This is a genomic window from Polynucleobacter sp. MWH-UH2A (assembly GCF_018687195.1).
Classification (GTDB): domain Bacteria; phylum Pseudomonadota; class Gammaproteobacteria; order Burkholderiales; family Burkholderiaceae; genus Polynucleobacter.
The window spans coordinates 126867-144885 of record NZ_CP061321.1 but is presented as its reverse complement, the minus strand read 5'-3'; the positions used below and the strand labels follow the sequence as shown (position 1 = coordinate 144885).

The 18019-nt window shown below is 45.5% G+C and carries 19 protein-coding genes; 13 read left to right on the top strand and 6 right to left on the bottom strand.

Annotated features, from left to right (window positions below):
• The first annotated feature begins 59 nt into the window (after positions 1–59).
• Positions 60–1256 carry a M20 aminoacylase family protein gene (locus tag IC571_RS00825; protein ID WP_215316821.1) on the top strand — a complete coding sequence of 399 codons (1197 nt, stop codon included), beginning with the start codon at positions 60–62 and terminating at the stop codon, positions 1254–1256.
• 10 nt (positions 1257–1266) lie between these two features.
• On the opposite strand, the gene IC571_RS00820 is transcribed toward IC571_RS00825, so the two are convergent.
• The 3 genes from IC571_RS00820 to apaG form a co-directional block, all read right to left on the bottom strand.
• Complete coding sequence (locus IC571_RS00820; RefSeq protein ID WP_215316819.1) at positions 1267–2043, bottom strand: enoyl-CoA hydratase; 777 nt, start codon at positions 2041–2043, stop codon at positions 1267–1269.
• A gap of 43 nt (positions 2044–2086) precedes the next feature.
• The gene (locus tag IC571_RS00815; protein ID WP_215316817.1) at positions 2087–3226 is read right to left on the bottom strand and encodes a murein transglycosylase A; all 1140 of its coding nucleotides are present in this window, start codon (positions 3224–3226) and stop codon (positions 2087–2089) included.
• 161 nt (positions 3227–3387) lie between these two features.
• Positions 3388–3762, bottom strand: coding sequence for a Co2+/Mg2+ efflux protein ApaG (apaG, locus tag IC571_RS00810; RefSeq protein WP_173954930.1), 375 nt, complete (start codon positions 3760–3762; stop codon positions 3388–3390).
• 49 nt (positions 3763–3811) lie between these two features.
• Between apaG and rpe the strand changes: the two genes are divergently transcribed.
• The 5 genes from rpe to trpC are packed head-to-tail and all read left to right on the top strand — an operon-like array spanning position 3812 to position 8459.
• Positions 3812–4537, top strand: coding sequence for a ribulose-phosphate 3-epimerase (gene rpe / locus IC571_RS00805; protein WP_215316815.1), 726 nt, complete (start codon positions 3812–3814; stop codon positions 4535–4537).
• Positions 4537–6042, top strand: coding sequence for an anthranilate synthase component I (trpE, locus tag IC571_RS00800; RefSeq protein ID WP_215316813.1), 1506 nt, complete (start codon positions 4537–4539; stop codon positions 6040–6042). The genes rpe and trpE overlap by 1 nt, the downstream gene beginning before the upstream one ends.
• Positions 6026–6589 (top strand): aminodeoxychorismate/anthranilate synthase component II, encoded by a 564-nt coding sequence (locus tag IC571_RS00795; RefSeq protein WP_215316811.1) that lies wholly within the window; start codon positions 6026–6028, stop codon positions 6587–6589. Before trpE ends, IC571_RS00795 begins: the two co-directional genes overlap by 17 nt.
• A gap of 31 nt (positions 6590–6620) precedes the next feature.
• On the top strand, positions 6621–7646 hold the full coding sequence (gene trpD / locus IC571_RS00790) for an anthranilate phosphoribosyltransferase (RefSeq protein WP_215316809.1): 1026 nt from the start codon (positions 6621–6623) through the stop codon (positions 7644–7646).
• A 9-nt stretch (positions 7647–7655) separates the two neighbouring features.
• On the top strand, positions 7656–8459 hold the full coding sequence (gene trpC / locus IC571_RS00785) for an indole-3-glycerol phosphate synthase TrpC (protein WP_215316808.1): 804 nt from the start codon (positions 7656–7658) through the stop codon (positions 8457–8459).
• On the opposite strand, the gene IC571_RS00780 is transcribed toward trpC, so the two are convergent.
• A complete protein-coding gene (locus tag IC571_RS00780; protein WP_215316806.1) occupies positions 8440–8988 on the bottom strand; it encodes a hypothetical protein in 549 nt (182 codons plus the stop codon). The two genes, trpC and IC571_RS00780, sit on opposite strands and share 20 nt — an antisense overlap.
• Before the next feature lie 148 nt (positions 8989–9136).
• Between IC571_RS00780 and IC571_RS00775 the strand changes: the two genes are divergently transcribed.
• Positions 9137–9487 (top strand): hypothetical protein, encoded by a 351-nt coding sequence (locus tag IC571_RS00775; RefSeq protein ID WP_215316804.1) that lies wholly within the window; start codon positions 9137–9139, stop codon positions 9485–9487.
• Positions 9488–9577: 90 nt separating this feature from the next.
• On the opposite strand, the gene ychF is transcribed toward IC571_RS00775, so the two are convergent.
• Complete coding sequence (ychF, locus tag IC571_RS00770) at positions 9578–10672, bottom strand: redox-regulated ATPase YchF (RefSeq protein ID WP_215316802.1); 1095 nt, start codon at positions 10670–10672, stop codon at positions 9578–9580.
• A 40-nt stretch (positions 10673–10712) separates the two neighbouring features.
• Between ychF and IC571_RS00765 the strand changes: the two genes are divergently transcribed.
• From IC571_RS00765 to IC571_RS00750, 4 genes are read left to right on the top strand one after another with little or no spacing between them, the layout of a single operon-like run.
• Entirely contained in the window at positions 10713–11987 is a 1275-nt protein-coding gene (locus IC571_RS00765; RefSeq protein WP_215316800.1) for an FAD-dependent monooxygenase, read from the top strand.
• Entirely contained in the window at positions 11980–12732 is a 753-nt protein-coding gene (locus IC571_RS00760; RefSeq protein WP_251373443.1) for a DsbC family protein, read from the top strand. Before IC571_RS00765 ends, IC571_RS00760 begins: the two co-directional genes overlap by 8 nt.
• A gap of 18 nt (positions 12733–12750) precedes the next feature.
• Positions 12751–14529: a M61 family metallopeptidase gene (locus tag IC571_RS00755; protein WP_215316798.1), complete on the top strand. Its 1779-nt coding sequence runs from the start codon at positions 12751–12753 to the stop codon at positions 14527–14529.
• A gap of 7 nt (positions 14530–14536) precedes the next feature.
• Positions 14537–15310: a uracil-DNA glycosylase gene (locus IC571_RS00750; protein WP_215316797.1), complete on the top strand. Its 774-nt coding sequence runs from the start codon at positions 14537–14539 to the stop codon at positions 15308–15310.
• Here IC571_RS00750 and IC571_RS00745 read toward each other — a convergent pair.
• A complete protein-coding gene (locus tag IC571_RS00745) occupies positions 15299–15565 on the bottom strand; it encodes a hypothetical protein (protein ID WP_215316795.1) in 267 nt (88 codons plus the stop codon). The genes IC571_RS00750 and IC571_RS00745 overlap by 12 nt on opposite strands.
• A gap of 53 nt (positions 15566–15618) precedes the next feature.
• Here IC571_RS00745 and hemA point away from each other — a divergent pair, with 53 nt between their 5' ends.
• Positions 15619–16935, top strand: coding sequence for a glutamyl-tRNA reductase (hemA, locus tag IC571_RS00740; protein ID WP_215316793.1), 1317 nt, complete (start codon positions 15619–15621; stop codon positions 16933–16935).
• Entirely contained in the window at positions 16936–18015 is a 1080-nt protein-coding gene (prfA, locus tag IC571_RS00735) for a peptide chain release factor 1 (RefSeq protein ID WP_215316791.1), read from the top strand.
• Positions 18016–18019: the final 4 nt, after the last annotated feature.

Below are 18019 nucleotides of genomic sequence, written 5' to 3'. Positions count from 1 at the left end.
TATTCATATATACAGTCGTTTGAGGTGCACTCTATTTCAGTTTCGGATAAGATGAAGCAATGCATTTACTTCCAGAAATAATTGAATCCGCGCCAGAGATACAAGAAATTCGGCGCAACATTCATGCGCACCCTGAGTTGCGCTTTGAAGAAAATCGCACCGCTGATCTCGTTGCGGAAGCGCTCTCCAGTTGGGGCATCAGCGTATTTCGGGGAATGGGTAAAACGGGCGTCGTTGGGCGACTCGATGGAGACTTAGGTTCCGGCAAGATGATTGGTTTGCGCGCTGACATGGATGCTCTACCCTTACAAGAGCACAATAATTTTGCGCATACTTCACGTAATCCTGGAAAGATGCACGCCTGTGGTCATGATGGGCACACTGCCATGCTCTTAGGAGCTGCGCAATATTTATCAAATCATCGAGATTTCAAAGGTAGCGTTATTTTTATTTTTCAGCCGGCTGAAGAAGGTGGTGCTGGCGCTCGCGAAATGATCAAAGACGGTTTATTTGAGCAATTTCCTTGTGATGCTGTTTTTGGATTACATAACTGGCCTGGCTTGGCTGAAGGTGATTTTGGTGTGACACCAGGACCAATGATGGCCTCCAGCAATGCGTTTGAGATTACTGTCACCGGCAGAGGCGGTCATGCCGCCCTTCCACACAACAGCGCTGATCCAGTGCTAGCTGGCGCGCAAGTGGTGTTAGCTTTGCAAAGCATTATTACTCGCAATAAGCGTCCTGTAGATGCTGCAGTACTATCAGTAACGCAATTCCATGCAGGTGAAACTAGTAACGTCATTCCGGACAGCGCATTTATTGGCGGCACCGTGCGTACATTTACCCTTGAGGTGCTTGATCTAATTGAGCAACGCTTAAGAGAGGTTGCCCATAACGTGGCTAGCGCATTTGACTGTCAAGCTGAAATTACCTTTTCTAGAAACTATCCACCTTTGATCAATCATGCAAATGAAGTGGAGTTTGCAAGCCAAGTGATGAGTGAGTTAGTAGGCAAACAGCGTGTTAATACTTCTATTGACCCAACTATGGGTGCCGAAGACTTTGCCTTTATGTTGTTAGAGAAACCCGGTTGCTATGTCTTTTTAGGCAATGGTGATGGCGATCATCGCTCAACAGGTCATGGCATGGGTCCATGTCATCTTCATAACCCATCCTATGACTTTAATGATGCATTGATCCCAGTAGGTGTGAACTACTGGGTCAAATTAGCTCAACGCTTTTTAGAGAAGAATTAAGCTGTAAAAACTAAGAATTCGTAAATTTAGCGGGGCGTTTTTCCATAAAGGCAGCCATGCCTTCTTTTTGATCGTTAGTTCCAAAGCATGCATGGAACAAGCGACGCTCAAAATGAATACCTTGCGACAGAGTTGTCTCGTAGGCTGTATTCACCGCCTCTTTCACCATCATCGTTGTTAGCAAAGGCATATCAGCGATATCTTTAGCAATCGCTTTAACTTCTTTTAATAAATCGGCTTTTGGGAATATGCGCGATACCAGACCAGCGCGTTCGGCTTCAGCAGCATCCATCATTCGACCTGTTAAAGCTAAATCCATGGCCTTTGATTTTGATACGGCACGGGGAAGACGTTGTGTTCCGCCAGCCCCAGGAATGATGCCCAGCTTAATTTCAGGTTGTGCAAATTTCGCATTATCAGCAGCCATAATCATGTCGCACATCATTGCTAATTCGCACCCACCGCCCAAGGCATACCCAGATACTGCCGCAATAACGGGCTTACGCACTTTTTGCATATGCTCCCAATTGCGAGAAATAAAATTATGGCGATAGACATCTTGCAAGCTACGCTTTGCCATTGAAGCAATATCTGCGCCAGCAGCAAATGCCTTTTCACTGCCGGTGACAATGATGCAGCCAATATTGTCGTCCGCATCAAACTTAAGCAAGGCTTCGCCCAGCTCATCCATTAATTGATCATTCAGCGCATTTAATACTTCTGGACGATTCAATGTAATGGTGGCAACTTTATCTTCCACTTCAGTCAAAATTGTTTGATAGCTCATTGCTTTCTCTCTACTTGATGTTTATCTTTTTTGGATTGCTGTATTAACGAGGTAACAACAGCCACATCCTGCCATTCTGCTTCATGCGTCCAGCCGCCTCACCAGCGACATCACCCGATCCCCAATAGTAATCGGCTCGCACTCCACCGACAATGGCTTTGCCAGTATCTTGCGCAAAAACCAGCTTTTGCAGAGGTTGATTGCTTAAAGGTCTAGTCGTCGCTAAAAATACAGGCGCGCCCAGCGGCATCGCTTGCAAATCAATAGCAATACTTCGCTCACCCGTTAATGGCACGCCTAATGCACCAGTGGGGCCCAAATCGGCATCTACATTGCCGGGTAATTCTTTAAAGAAAACAAAGCGGGGATTGGCATTGAGCATCTCATTCACACGATCTGGATTGCGTTTAGCCCACTGTGAAATCCCCTGCATGGTTGCTTCGCTGCGCGTGATTTCTTTTCGGTCTAGCAACCACTGCGCAAAAGATTTAAACGGCTGATCATTCGTTCCCGCAAAACCTAAACGCATCACGCGACCGTCTTCAAGACGAATTTTTCCAGATCCTTGGATTTGCATAAAGGCTGCAGCAACAGGATCTTGAACCCAAGCAATTTCAGAACCTTTTAGCATTCCCGAACTGATTAATTCAGCGCGAGTAGGCGCTGAATTTGGTTTGGATTTTTTCCAAGCAGCAGGATAAGCATAGAGCGGCACACTGAAAGTACTGGTCCTTGTTTGAGAACCATTGATCACTGGTTCGTAATAACCAGTGATCAAACCCGAATCAGTTCCAGAGTTATTACGCACTTCATATGCTTGAAAATTGTTTTCAAAATATCTGCGAATGCCTTGAGTATCTCGGCTCGAGACATTAGAAGCTTGAGCGCACACTTGTCGCCAATTGACTTCGCCATTGCGTGAATTGCGTTTTAGCAAACCCTCACAACTCTTTAGCCATGCTGGCCAAGCTTGCACTAACTCATCTTCCTGCCACCCTGGAATTACCTGCCATGACACAGCGCTAAAGTTTGCAATGGATGAACTGTATGTTGAAGGGGCTGTTCCTGAGCCACTGGCTCGATATCCTGTTCCGCGTGTCGGTGGAGTTGAACATGCAGTTAGTAAAGCAATCATGGAAATTGCGACTACACTTGCTTGAAGCCATTTATATTTAAAAATCATGATTGCCAATTTACTTGATGAATACCCAATGCTACTGTTTGTTATTGAAGGCGCTATTGCATTAGGGTTGTTGTTGTTTATTGTCTTATGGACCGGTAAAGGCAAAAAATAATTTAGTTAGTAAGTCTTACTGCTTACTGCTCAGCAAACAGTAAGGCAACTTAATGCAAGGTGCGGGGCATGACTAGGGCAAACTCCGGGATAGGCGCCTGAAAAAACTGAGCATCCTCCGTAACGCAAAAATACTCGCCACGCATAGTTCCTGCAGGAGTTGGGAGGGTAGCCCAACTGGTGTACTCAAAATGCTCCCCTGAGCGCAATAAAGGCTGTTGTCCCACGACTCCTAGGCCTTTTACTTCCTGAACATCGTTATCCCCGTCTGTAATGAACCAATGGCGGGCTATGAGCTGAATACTAGCCGACCCCGTATTACGGATGGTGATCGTATAGGCGAAGGCAAATTGGCGGTTATCTGGGTCAGATTGGTCTGGAAGGTACTGCGTCTTGACCGTAATGCTGATTTCATGAGGATTCATGCTGGAATTCTGCTCCATCCTAAGGCCAACTGCAAGCTAGAATCTAGGGATGGAAAGCGAAAAAACATCACCAAATCCGCAATTTGTCATTGCCCCGTCCATTTTGTCGGCTGACTTTGCCTGCCTTGGCAAGGAAGTCCAAGATGTTTTAGTGGCGGGCGCTGACTGGATTCACTTTGATGTGATGGATAACCACTACGTTCCCAACCTCACCATTGGCCCCTTGGTTTGTGAGGCTATTCGTCCTTATGCCAAGAAAGCTGGTTTACCAGCAATGATCGACGTTCATCTCATGGTTGAGCCAGTAGATCACATCATTCCGGACTTTGCTAAAGCTGGTGCAAATTTGATTAGCTTTCATCCAGAAGCAAGTCCACATGCGAATCGCACCTTAAATTTGATTCGCGATCAAGGCTGTCAAGCTGGTCTAGTGTTAAATCCAGCTACACCACTTGACCACTTAGATCACACACTTGAATTATTAGATTTGGTACTGCTGATGTCAGTGAACCCTGGATTTGGTGGTCAATCCTTTATCCCAAGCACTCTGCAAAAAATCACTCAAGTACGCGCCCGTCTCGATCGCCATGAAGCAGAGACCGGTCGCAAGATCCGTCTTGAAGTAGATGGCGGCATCAAAGTTGACAACATTGCACAAGTTGCTCAAGCAGGCGCCGACACATTTGTAGCGGGATCAGCAATATTTGGCAAAGATAACTACGAGCAAGTCATCAAAGAAATGCGTGCTGAATTAGGAAAGTCAGGAAAAGCCTAATGCAGCGCGAAGAATTTAATGCCCTAGCAAAGCAGGGCTTCAATCGAATTCCCCTTGTCAAAGAGGTGCTAGCCGATTTAGAAACACCGCTATCGCTCTACGTCAAACTCAGCCAAGCTTTTGGCAGTAAAAATACTTACCTTCTTGAGTCGGTTTTAGGAGGCGAACGCTTTGGTCGCTTTTCCTTTATTGGTCTACCTGCGAAGACGATTATTCGCACTGTTGGCACACCGTTAAAACCAGTAAATGAGGTAGTAACAGACTGTAAGGTAGTTGAAACGAATACAGATAACCCACTAGATTTTGTAGACACCTATTTCAAGCGATTCAAGGTTGCAGTACAAGAAGGGCTGCCCCGTTTCTGTGGAGGATTAGCAGGATATTTTGGCTACGATACCGTTCGTTATATCGAGTCACGCTTGGCTAAACACAATTTACCCGATGAGCTTGGTGTGCCCGATATACAACTCATGTTGACTGAAGAGTTGGCCGTTATTGATAACGTGGCTGGCAAGATTTACTTCATTGTTTATGCCAATCCTGATATGGCCGATGGCTACGAAAAAGCACAGACACGTCTTAAGGAATTACTCGCATGCCTCAGCAAACCAGTGAGCATGCCACCTGCATTGGCCAGTACAAAAACTGAGCTCATCCGAAAATTTAAAGCGGCAGATTTTGAAGGGGCAGTTCACAAAACCAAAGAATATATTTTGGCCGGCGACTGCATGCAGGTTGTTATCGGCCAACGCATCAGCAAGCCATTTACAGACTCACCACTATCTCTGTACAGAGCCTTACGCTCACTCAATCCTTCGCCTTATATGTATTTTTATGACTTTGGCGATCTCCAGATTGTGGGCTCCTCTCCTGAGATTCTGGTTCGCCAAGAAAAACGTGCGGCAGAAAAGATCGTCACTATTCGTCCGCTTGCTGGCACTCGTCCTCGTGGCGCAAATCTAGAGGAAGACGAAAGACTCGCTAAGGAACTATTGGCAGATCCTAAAGAAATTGCTGAGCATGTCATGTTGATCGATCTTGCGCGCAATGATGTTGGGCGAATTGCAAAAACTGGCTCTGTCAAAGTAACCGATTCAATGTCCATTGAAAAGTATTCTCATGTTCAACATATTGTGAGCTCTGTTGAAGGTGATCTTCTAGACAATATGAGCAATATGGATGTGTTGAGAGCAACTTTCCCAGCGGGCACTCTATCTGGCGCCCCAAAGATTCGCGCGATGGAAATCATTGATGAAATGGAAATTGTGAAACGCGGTGTTTATGGTGGCGCAGTAGGCTACCTTTCCTTTTCTGGTGATATGGATGTTGCGATTGCAATTCGCACTGGTGTGATTCGGGATGGCGTACTGCACTCCCAAGCTGGCGCTGGAGTTGTTGCAGATTCAGACCCCACTGCCGAATGGAAAGAAACGGAAGCAAAGGCTCGTGCAGTACTTACAGCAGCTGATTTAGTTCAAGGAGGACTTGATGCTCCTAATGATTGATAACTACGATTCATTCACCTACAACCTTGTGCAGTACTTTGCAGAGTTAGGTGAAGAAGTCAAAGTCTTTCGTAATGATGAGATTGCAGTTGCTGATATCGCCAAACTCAATCCAGCACGCATTTGTATTTCTCCCGGACCCTGCAGCCCTACTGAGGCCGGCATTTCTGTAGAGACCATTCAGCAATTTGCAGGGAAGCTGCCGATTCTCGGCGTTTGCCTTGGTCATCAAGCCATTGGTGAAGCCTTTGGCGGAAAAATCATTCGTGCCCAGAAAGTAATGCACGGCAAAACGGATGATATTCATCACACTGGTGTTGGCGTTTTTCAAAATCTACCCAACCCATTTAAGGTGACCCGCTATCACTCGCTTGCGATTGAAAAAAGTTCGTTACCAGCATGCCTAGAAGTAACTGCCACCTCTTCAGATGGTGAGATTATGGGCGTAAGACATCGTGAGATGGCTGTTGAAGGCGTCCAGTTTCATCCAGAGTCTATTCTTTCCGAGCACGGGCATGCTTTGCTCAAGAATTTTTTACAAATGTAATTACCAAATTTAAATAAACCAAATAAGCCTCATGCCAATTACTCCACAAGAAGCCCTGCAACGTTGCATCGAACATCGTGAACTGTTTCATGATGAGATGACCGATATGATGCGCCTCATCATGAGCGGTGAAATGGCCCCTGAATTGGTTGCCGGCCTACTAGTTGCCTTACGCACCAAAAAAGAAACTGTTGGGGAAATTGCCGCGGCTGCACAGGTCATGCGTGAGTTTGCAACGGCAGTGAATGTAGATGATCGCTCTCATTTGGTTGATGTCGTTGGTACTGGTGGTGACGGCGCACACACCTTCAATATTTCTACAGCAGCTATGTTTGTAGCTGCGGCAGCGGGCGCAAAGATTGCCAAACATGGTAATCGCAGCGTCAGCAGCAAATCGGGTAGCGCTGATGTTTTAGAGGCATTAGGGGTCAATTTGGGACTATCCGCAGACCAAGTGGCCAAATGCATCTCTACAGTTGGAGCTGGCTTTATGTTCGCCCCCAACCACCACCCCGCCATGAAGAATGTTGTGCCCATTCGTAAGCAATTAGGTGTACGCACCATTTTCAATATTTTGGGGCCATTAACCAATCCAGCTGATGCTAAGCGTATTTTGATGGGCGTATTTCACCCAGATCTTGTTGGTATTCAAGCAAGAGTGCTTCAAGCACTAGGCATGGAACATGCTTTGGTTGTATACGGACGGGATGGCTTAGATGAAATCTCACTCGAAGGTCCTACATTAGTTGGCGAACTCAAAGATGGCGTCGTGTGCGAATATGAAATCCATCCAAAGGATTTTGGTTTAAACACAGCACCTACGAACAGTTTTAAGGTAGCCAATGCTGAAGAGTCTAAGAAAATTGTGCTTGATGTGATTGATAACAAACCAGGTCCAGCAAGCGATATTGTTTGTTTAAATGCTGGCGCCACACTTTATGTTGCTGGTATAGCAGCTGATATTGCCAGCGGGGTAGCTAAAGCTAGAGCAGCTATTACTACTGGTGCCGCACGTCAAAAATTAGATGCATTTATTGCAGCCACTAAATCCAATTAATACAGCTTCATGAGCGATATCCTCGATAAAATAGTTGCAACCAAGAAAATTGAAGTTGCTCATAACGTAAAGCAAATCTCACTTGCAAATCAACGTGAAAAGGCTCATGCCAACAATCAAGATTCACAACTAAAGCCACGGGGTTTCATTCACGCCATTGAGCAAAAAATTGCTGCCGGCAGTGCGGGTGTCATTACAGAGATCAAAAAAACGAGTCCAAGCAAAGGCATCCTACGCGAACACTTCATTCCCGCTGAGATTGCTAAATCTTATGAAAAGCACGGGGCAGCTTGCTTATCGGTATTGACAGACGTGGACTACTTCCAAGGAAACAACCTCTACCTTCAAGAAGCCCGCAACGCTTGCAGCATTCCAGTTCTGCGCAAAGACTTCACCATAGATCCCTATCAAATTTATGAAGCACGCGCGATTGGTGCAGATGCGATTCTACTCATCGTCGCCTGTCTTGAACTCAATCAAATGAAAGAGCTAGAAGCTTGTGCACATGAAAACGGCTTAGATGTGCTAGTAGAGGTTCACGATGCCGCTGAACTCGAACAAGCGCTTGAATTAAAAACACCATTGCTGGGCATTAATAATCGTAACCTCAAAACATTTGAGGTTACACTCCAAACCACCTTATCGCTACTGCCTTCAGTGCCCAAGAACAAAATTTTGGTTACCGAATCTGGGATTTTGAGCCGCGACGATGTGCAATTGATGCGCAGCAATCAAGTGAATGCTTTTTTAGTTGGTGAAGCTTTCATGCGAAGTGCTGATCCAGGCAAAGCACTTAATGAGCTGTTCTTCTAAGGCGCTTTATTAAATCCAAGCAGGATTTAATCACTGCAATCAGCAAGACTGATCCCAATATATCGCCGATAGCCATCACTGCGAAATGATTCACGCTTCCGGTATTTTGGAGGCCAACTGTGGCATACCAATACTGATGCAATCCAGCACTCATCAATGCGTAGATCAAAATACAAAGTAATAATTTTTGCAGATTCATATTGCTTAAATCTGGATCTAAGCTCACATTACTAAAAACAAATATCCTCGCGAGATAAGGGGCAAAGCCAGAAATGAGCCCCGTACCAATACAAATTGTGAGGTCCGATGACAGCTCGCCAAAATAACTTATTAATGTTGAAGCGATAGCAATTCCGATGGCTCCTGGCAAACCAAAAATCAAGGTTAAAAATAATCGCAGGCCTGCGGGCAAGTAAATCCAATTTACTCCTAGACCGAATACCAACTCGCTAGTGATCCAGCTATTGACGTAAAAAAGGAGTGTGTATGCAAAGGTGCTGATGATTGCATTCACAAAGCCTGTACGCATAAGCGTAGTGAAATGCGTAAGAATTGATAAAAAGTTTGGCATTGGCATCAGTGTTGATGATTGTTGTGACCAAAGTCAATAGCAACAACTGCAAATCAGGAATAGAATGATATTAGCCTCATAGCTATTAATTTTTATCATTTAACCTATGTCAACAGAAAAGCCATCCGCCTATCTTCGTTTTTTAAATTTGATCGATACGCTTGATCGAATTAACCCTGGGAAGAAGTTGGATGCAATTGAGAAAAGTTTGCTTGACCGCATTGTCACCGCAGCGCATGCAAAACAAGCCATCTTAGTGGGCGATCTTATTTCGCTATCCGAACTCGGGTCTCAAGCCACTTTGCATGGACGCCTCAAAAATCTGACGGCGATGGGCTATATCAAGATGGCTTCCAATGATGACGGCCGCAAGAAAGAAGTGTTGCCCACTAAAGCAGCCCTTAAGCGATATGAGGACATCTCCAAATGCTTAGAGAAGGCACTGAAATCTGTCTAATGAGTCTAGTTAAGCGCTACCAATAAAAAAGCCCTGTCAATTTTGGCAGGGCTTTTTGTTTACACCTCTAGTGTCTTATCAGATTAGCACTTAAACGTTGAATAAGAAGTTCAGTACATCACCATCTTTGACAACATATTCTTTTCCTTCAGCACGCATTTTTCCAGCTTCTTTGGCGCCTGACTCACCTTTGAATTGAATAAAGTCATCGTAGGAAATCGTTTGTGCACGAATGAAGCCACGCTCAAAATCAGTATGAATTACTCCTGCCGCCTTTGGTGCAGTATCACCCTGATGAATGGTCCAAGCGCGCACCTCTTTAACGCCAGCAGTAAAGTAGGTATGCAATCCCAAGAGGGCATAACCAGCACGAATGACGCGGTCTAAGCCTGGCTCATCCATACCTAAATCAGCCAAAAATGCTGATTTATCTGCATCATCTAAATCCGCAATCTCAGCTTCAATCGCCGCGCACACTGCAACTACTGGGGCTTTTTCCTTAGCGGCATGTTGCTTCACCGCTTCAAGATGTGGATTGTTTTCAAAACCATCTTCTTTTACGTTAGCGACATACATCGCAGGTTTTGCGGTGATTAAACACAAAGGCTTAATCAAAATCTTTTCTTCATCCGTCAAACTTAAACTGCGCACGGGTTGTGCAGAATCCAAATGAGTCTGCACTTTGGTGAGGACTGCAACTAAAGCAGCTGCTTCTTTATCGTTACCAGACTTTGCGGCCTTGCTGGAACGAGCAAGCGTTTTTTCAACTGTGGCTAGATCTGAGAGTGCTAACTCGGTATCAATGACACCAATATCTGCTATCGGATCGATCTTGCCCGCAACGTGAATTACATTGGGATCTTCGAAACAACGCACTACATGGGTAATAGCGTCTGTTTCCCGAATATTGGCTAAGAACTGGTTACCAAGGCCCTCACCCTTAGAGGCGCCAGCCACCAAGCCCGCAATATCCACAAATTCCACTGCGGCTGGCAGGATGCGCTCAGGCTTCACGATCTCAGCCAAAGCAGCTAAACGGGGGTCAGGAACCTCAACTACGCCAACGTTAGGCTCAATTGTGCAAAAAGGGTAATTTTCTGCAGCGATTCCAGCCTTGGTAAGCGCATTAAAGAGGGTAGATTTGCCGACGTTAGGCAGGCCGACGATGCCACATTTCAAAGACATACCCACATTGTAATAGGGCTGGTTTCGATATCATCAAGGTATGTCAGAAGCGCACCAACATCATTCGCCTAAAAAACAGGTAAATTCCTCGCAAATACGCTCCGTTGAGGTTGCTGTAGTGGGCGGGGGTATAGCTGGCAAGGCTTGTGCCCTGGGCTTAGCTCAGCTTGGACTGACTACCGTAGAAATTGCCCCTGATTTAGGTAGTCCAACCCCTGCTCCTCAAGGTAGCCATTGGGGTCAGAGAATCTATGCTTTTTCACCAAGCACCCAAAAATTGCTGGCTCGCCTCCAAATATGGGACGCCCTAGACCACAGTCGCATGCAGGTTGTGCGAGACATGCGCATTTATGGCGATCGTGGCGAAAGAAACGATCAACTCCATCTCTCTGCTTTTGAAGCTGGTACCTCACAACTCGCCTGGATTGGCGAATCGAATTTAATTGAACATACGCTTGATCAAGCATCGCGTTTTCAGAATAAGCTGGAGCGCATTGCCGATTCCGTAGAAACAATTGAGGTGGATTCGCAAGGCAGCACCTTGCATCTAAAGAATGGAGAATTCATTCATGCGCAACTTGTCATTGCAGCGGATGGTGCAAACTCCCCCATTCGTTCAGCGATTGGCGTTGACGCTAGCGAAGAAAGTTATTCACAAAGTGCTGTAGTTGCAAATTGGGTTTGCACTTACCCTCATCTTGAAACAGCCTTCCAATGGTTTCTGCCTGGTGGCGATATTGTGGCGATGTTGCCTTTGCCAGAAAAACAGGTGTCGATGGTGTGGTCAACCTCTCCAGAACATGCTGCAGAACTCTTAAAGCTTGACCAATCCCAATGGCAAGAACGTTTCTCATCTGTCGCAAATGGCGTCATTGAAAAACAATTGGGTGAGCTAACTCTAAACTCTGTTCCCGCTGCATTTCCATTACGCAAGATCCGCGCCTCACGCTTTATTGGCCCAGAAGACAATCCTAAAGTGGCGCTCATCGGAGATGCCGCACATGTGATGCACCCTCTAGCGGGCCAAGGCCTCAACCTTGGCTTAAGAGATGTTTCCGTCTTGCTAAATATTATTAGTAAACGTGAGCCCTTCCGTCAATTAAATGATTTGACCTTGTTGCGTCGTTATGAACGTCAACGACAGGGTGATACCAGCGCTCTTTTATGGGTTACGGACAAATTGAAGAAACTATTTTCTGGCGCCAGTACTACAGAAAAAAAATTGCGTAATTGGGGTCTTGGTTTAGTTAACAAGAGCCACTTCGTCAAACAGCGACTAATCGAGCGCGCTCTAGGAGAAATTGATTTTGACTAAATTACCATCCTACTTATTGTCTACTTTGTTGTCCACCATTGCACTGACAGCAGGATTGCTATGCCTAAGTCTTGCCCCTTCAGAATCTGCATTTGCGCAAACAGAGCAGCAAATTAAGACTGAGATTCAGAAAAAGCTAGGTAGTAATGCAAAAGTACGCAGCGTTACAGCCGCCCCTGTATCTGGCCTGTATGAAGTTTTAGTTGGTAATGAAATTTTCTACACTGATACTTATGGTAAATATTTAATTCAGGGTGAAATCATTGAACTCGCCTCCGGCAAAAATATTACAGAGCAAAGGCAAGCCGACCTTAATCGCATCAAATGGAGTGATTTAAATCAAGCCAATGCATTTAAAACAGTTCGCGGGAATGGTCAGCGCCAATTGGCTATTTTTTCAGATCCTAACTGCGGCTACTGTAAGAGACTGGAAAAGTCTTTGCAGCAACTAGATAATGTCACCATCTATACCTATCTCATTCCCATTTTGTCTGCGGACTCTGTCCAAAAATCAAAGCAAATATGGTGTAGCGCTGATCCCAACAAGAGTTACATTGATTGGATGGTAAATGGAGTTGCGCCAACAGGGAAAACTGACTGTAGCAATCCACTAGATAAAAATTTAGCCTTTGCAAAAGCGTACGGTATCACTGGCACCCCGACACTTTTCTTTACCGATGGCAGTCGCTTTCCTGGCGCGGTTCAAGTCAGCGATATTGAGAAGAAATTTAATTCACTGAAATAGAAGATTAAAAAGAAATCAATGCATAACACTGATCTGCCAGCAATTCAATACACCGTATGGCCTGCAGACTTGCACGGCCATCGCTTCAAAGTAAAGCTCCATATTGCCAACCCCGACCCGATCGGACAAGTTGTCCAAATGGCGGCATGGATTCCTGGTAGTTATTTAATTCGGGATTTTTCTAAGCATGTTGAAAGTATTGAAGTCTCTGGCGCCTCAAGCAAAAAGAAACTTACTCTCGAGTGCATTGATAACAATCAATGGAGATTGCCGACGGGCATCAATGAACCTGTTGATATCGTCACAACGGTATACGCATTTGATAACTCAGTGCGGGCAGCCTATTTGGACACTGAACGGGGATTCTTCAACCCTACCAGCCTATGTCTAGCAGTTAGCGGGCAAGAGAATATTCCCTGTTCACTTGCCATAGTTCATTCTGAGAATGTATCTACCGAAAACTGGGTAGTACAAACGGGCTTGCGAAAGGCCAAGACCGATGATCGCGGCTTTGGCTTTTACTTGGCCAAGAATTATGATGATCTCATCGATCATCCAGTAGCTCTCGGCGAGTTTCAGGTGGTCAACTGGCACTCCAATAACGTCCCACATAGTATGGCTATACAAGGCTGCTTGCACCCCATTGATGCTGCTCGTCTTGCTAATGATTTACAAGCTATTTGCACATCTACGATTAATTTATTTGAACCCAAAACAAAAAAGGCGCCATTTACCAACTATCTCTTTTTGGTGAATGCTGTGCTGAATGGTTATGGTGGACTTGAGCATCAAAACAGCACAGCCTTGCTCTGCCGCAGAGAGCAGATTCCACAAAAACAGATTCCACTTGATGAATCGACTTATCGAGAATTTCTGGGTCTGTGTAGCCATGAATATTTCCATGCATGGTTAGTAAAACGGATTCAACCAAAAGCTTTCCAGCCCTACGATTTACAAAATAGAAACCACACTCAATTACTTTGGCTTTTTGAGGGCTTCACCAGCTACTACGATGACCTCCAACTCTTCAGAAGCAAGCGAATTACTCTAGATCAATACCTCAAATTAGTTGCTGATAATTGGAATGGGGTTTTACGCGGGCCTGGAAGACTCAAACAAAGCCTGGCGGACAGCTCGTTTGACGCCTGGACAAAATACTATCAAGCCGATGAAAACACTCCGAACACTGTTGTGAGCTATTACGGCAAAGGGGCATTACTAGCTCTTGGACTGGATTTACAAATCCGCGCGTTCTCTAAAAATAAAAAATCCCTAGATGATTTAATGCGTTTGATTTGGCAAAAACATGGGGTAACCTTGGATGGGATTGCTGAAAACGGTTTAGATGATTTAATTCAAGAGTTGCTCGGTGATGGATTCCAAAAAATCTGGGGCGACTTTAAGTCTCGCTATGTTTATGGCATCGAAGACATTCCTCTGCAGAAGTGGCTTTCATCAAAAGTCGTGTCTGTGACCTCAAAAGTTCAGACAAAATTAGAGAAGATCAAACTACAACTGGGATTGCGTCATACCGATGCCAACGGTTGGCTCAAAGTTACCCATGTTCTAGATGGTGGCGCTGCTCAAACGGCAGGCTTGGCGCCTGGTGATTTATTAGCAAGCATCAATGGTCAGCGCATCACCGCTAGCCGCTGGGATAAAGTACTTAATGGCCTGACAGAACATCAACATATCTCCGTTTGTTTTTATCGAGATGATCTTGAGCATGAACGCATCTTAGTATTGCAGCCATCGCAGCTACCAATGCAATACGACTTAATCCCTGTTGCCAAATAATCAGAAGATGTTTGCTTTCTCTAGGGAGCTCATTCCTCAAGACTGGCGCCACTTATTGGGTGACTATTTCGACACCCCTGACTGGAAGGTGCTTGAGGGCAATATTCAAAATGAACTCAATACCAACTCAGAATTCATTCGGCCTGAACCACAAAACTTCTTCAAAGCACTTAAATTAACTCCGGTTGATGCAGTGAAGGTGGTGATACTTGGTCAAGACCCATATCACTCACCCGGTCTTGCACAAGGCTTAGCATTTTCAATCCCAAATAACATCCCAACAAACTCACGAGAGTTCCCTAGCTCATTACGCAATATCAGCAAAGCTCTCAGCATTGAAGGGTTTGGCGCGCTATCCAATGGCGACCTAAATCACTGGGCAAAGCAAGGTGTTTTGTTACTCAATACTGCTCTCAGCGCCAAGTTAGGTGAGGCTGGAAGTCATACCAACTTGGGCTGGAAGAGTCTAGTTGATCGATTGATAACCGCACTCTCAACTCAAAAGTCGCATTTGGTTTGGATGCTATGGGGTGGACATGCCCAATCTAAGCTAGCTTTGATTTCGCAAAATAATGATCAATTCATTTTGCAATCGTCACACCCTTCTGGTTTAGGTGTTTATAAAACCAGCACACCTTTCTTAGCGCCCGGTGATCAGGAAAGTTGTAGACACTTCTCAAAAACCAACGAGTGGTTAATAGCTCATCACTTAGGTCCCATTCAATGGGTAAAAACTTCCGCCAACAAAGAAAGCAATGCTCAAGCCAATTTATTTGGCTAGGGATGTGTACAAGCAGCCAATCGCACATGATGCCAAAATGGCACTAGCCCACTCCAGCATTTGGCCAGACTGAAAAAAATGGCTGTATTGCCCCAAATAAGAGCTTGCTAGAGCCGCCACAAAGCCAAGAAGACTGGCAACCATTAGATTGCGCAAATTTGCAGTCTTAGAGCGATTTTTTGAGCTTCCTGGATACAAAATCCAGGCTGCGGCACCTACGGCACCCCCGATCAGCAGAAAAGCCAAAAAACCCATTTTTACCCCCTTTTGCACCCCTGATTGAGGCCATCAAATCTATAATCACCATTATGAAGTTGTTGACACTCGGCATCAATCATCACACAGCGCCGGTCGCCATTCGGGAAAAGGTCGCCTTTGATCCTGAATTTCTTCAAGATGCGTTGCATGATCTTCGCCAGCATTTGCTGGGGGCGAATCAATCTGGCTTGCCTGAAGCAACCATTTTGTCTACCTGCAACCGTACAGAAGTCTATTGCGCAGCCAATGATGCAAGCGCCGCCGATGTTCTACATGAGGCCACTTTTGATTGGCTTGCAAAAACTCAGCAACTCGCCCCAAGCAGCCTTCAGCCCCACATTTATTCCTTACCGCAATCTGACGCTGTTCGTCACGCATTTAGAGTGGCCTGCGGATTAGATTCGATGGTGATTGGTGAGACCCAAATTCTTGGTCAAATGAAAGATGCTGTGCGCACCGCAAATGATGCGGGCGTATTAGGAACTTACTTAAATCAGCTGTTTCAGAAAACATTCGCAGTTGCTAAAGAGGTACGTGGCTCCACAGAAATTGGTGCCCACTCGATTTCTATGGCAGCTGCTGCTGTTCGCTTATCCGAGAGAATTTTTGAAAAGATTTCCGATCAAAAAATTCTGTTTATTGGCGCAGGTGAAATGATCTCTTTATGCGCAACACACTTTGTGGCACGTAAACCTAAAAATGTCGCAATAGCTAATCGCACAATTGAGCGTGGTCAGGAACTTGCCGACTCCATTGCCGCGCAAGATGTAGAGGCAGAGTCGTTCAAGCTATCCGAGCTACCTGGTCGCCTGCATGAGTTCGACATTATTGTTTCCAGTACCGCATCTTCATTACCTATTATCGGCTTGGGTATGGTGGAAAGCGCCCTAAAACAACGCCGCCATAAACCGATGGTGATGATCGATTTGGCAGTGCCTCGTGATTTTGAGCCTGAAATCTCCAGGCTCGATGATGTATATCTCTATACCGTTGATGACCTTGGCGTCATGATTCAAACGGGCGCTAATTTACGGCAAGCTGCTGTCAGTCAAGCTGAAGCAATCATCGAAGATCGCGTCGGCAATTTTATGCATTGGATGCAGGGACGCAATGCGGTTCCTCTCATTCAAGATATTCAACAACAAGGCGAACGCTTAAGACAGCTTGAACTTGAGCGCGCTATGAAGCGCTTAATGCGTGGCGATGATCCACAAGAAGTGTTAAACGCTATGGCACAAGGACTTACTAATAAATTCTTGCATGGCTCACTGCATGCATTACAACACTCCAATGGCGCTGAGCGCGACGCCTTGATTAAGTTATTACCCAAACTATTCGCCTCTCATACCAAACCTGAAGACCATTAGATGAAGCCCAGCATGCGGGCTAAGCTGGAACATCTAGACACGCGCTTAGCCGAACTCAACTCTCTTTTAACCTCCGAAGAGGCAACCAAGGATATGGATGCCTATCGCAAACTCACGCGTGAACATTCAGATATAGCAACTGTGGTTGAGCAGTTTGGCCTTTACAAACAAGCTGAGGCCGATGCTCAAGCAGCTGAGGAAATGCGCAAAGACCCGGAAATGAAAGACTTTGCCGATGAGGAACAAAAGCAAGCTCAAACCACAATGGAGGAGCTGGAGCTTAGCCTGCAGAAACTGCTATTGCCCAAAGATGAAAATGACGAACGCAATGTTTTCTTGGAAATTCGGGCGGGCACTGGTGGAGATGAAAGCGCCCTTTTTGCAGCAGATTTGTTACGCATGTATACCCGCTTTGCAGAACGACAAGGCTGGAAAGTAGAAATGGTCAGTGCTACAGAGTCAGATCTGGGTGGCTATAAAGAAGTTGTTCTCCGTTTAGTTGGTCAATCAGTTTATTCGCGTCTCAAATTTGAATCAGGCGGTCATCGCGTACAACGTGTTCCCCAGACAGAAACTCAAGGACGCATTCATACATCGGCCTGCACAGTTGCCGTCATGCCGGAAGCGGATGAACTAGAAGCAGTCAAAATCAATCCCGCTGAATTACGTATCGATACCTTCCGAGCCTCTGGTGCTGGTGGGCAGCATATTAATAAAACAGATTCAGCGGTTCGTATTACCCACTTACCAACAGGCACCGTGGTGGAATGCCAAGATGATCGCAGTCAACATCGCAATCGTGAACAAGCAATGAAAGTACTCGTTTCAAGAATCATGGATGCTCGCGAACGTGAGAAACATCAACTGGAAGCGCAAACCCGAAAATCACTGATTGGCTCTGGAGATCGTAGCGATCGCATCCGCACTTACAATTTTCCACAAGGCCGCATCACTGATCACCGAATCAATCTCACACTCTATAAGATCGATGCCATGATGGATGGTGACATTGATGATTTATGTAATGCACTTGCATCTGAGCATCAGGCTGAGTTGCTTGCGGCGCTTGGCGATAATTAAATTT

Coding starts and splice junctions, on each gene's coding strand:
- IC571_RS00825 (WP_215316821.1), top strand. CDS start 60: ATGCATTTACTTCCAGAAATAATTGAATCCGCGCCAGAGATACAAGAA.
- IC571_RS00820 (WP_215316819.1), bottom strand. CDS start 2,043: ATGAGCTATCAAACAATTTTGACTGAAGTGGAAGATAAAGTTGCCACC.
- IC571_RS00815 (WP_215316817.1), bottom strand. CDS start 3,226: ATGATTTTTAAATATAAATGGCTTCAAGCAAGTGTAGTCGCAATTTCC.
- apaG (WP_173954930.1), bottom strand. CDS start 3,762: ATGAATCCTCATGAAATCAGCATTACGGTCAAGACGCAGTACCTTCCA.
- rpe (WP_215316815.1), top strand. CDS start 3,812: ATGGAAAGCGAAAAAACATCACCAAATCCGCAATTTGTCATTGCCCCG.
- trpE (WP_215316813.1), top strand. CDS start 4,537: ATGCAGCGCGAAGAATTTAATGCCCTAGCAAAGCAGGGCTTCAATCGA.
- IC571_RS00795 (WP_215316811.1), top strand. CDS start 6,026: ATGCTCCTAATGATTGATAACTACGATTCATTCACCTACAACCTTGTG.
- trpD (WP_215316809.1), top strand. CDS start 6,621: ATGCCAATTACTCCACAAGAAGCCCTGCAACGTTGCATCGAACATCGT.
- trpC (WP_215316808.1), top strand. CDS start 7,656: ATGAGCGATATCCTCGATAAAATAGTTGCAACCAAGAAAATTGAAGTT.
- IC571_RS00780 (WP_215316806.1), bottom strand. CDS start 8,988: ATGCGTACAGGCTTTGTGAATGCAATCATCAGCACCTTTGCATACACA.
- IC571_RS00775 (WP_215316804.1), top strand. CDS start 9,137: ATGTCAACAGAAAAGCCATCCGCCTATCTTCGTTTTTTAAATTTGATC.
- ychF (WP_215316802.1), bottom strand. CDS start 10,672: ATGTCTTTGAAATGTGGCATCGTCGGCCTGCCTAACGTCGGCAAATCT.
- IC571_RS00765 (WP_215316800.1), top strand. CDS start 10,713: ATGTCAGAAGCGCACCAACATCATTCGCCTAAAAAACAGGTAAATTCC.
- IC571_RS00755 (WP_215316798.1), top strand. CDS start 12,751: ATGCATAACACTGATCTGCCAGCAATTCAATACACCGTATGGCCTGCA.
- IC571_RS00750 (WP_215316797.1), top strand. CDS start 14,537: ATGTTTGCTTTCTCTAGGGAGCTCATTCCTCAAGACTGGCGCCACTTA.
- IC571_RS00745 (WP_215316795.1), bottom strand. CDS start 15,565: ATGGGTTTTTTGGCTTTTCTGCTGATCGGGGGTGCCGTAGGTGCCGCA.
- hemA (WP_215316793.1), top strand. CDS start 15,619: ATGAAGTTGTTGACACTCGGCATCAATCATCACACAGCGCCGGTCGCC.
- prfA (WP_215316791.1), top strand. CDS start 16,936: ATGAAGCCCAGCATGCGGGCTAAGCTGGAACATCTAGACACGCGCTTA.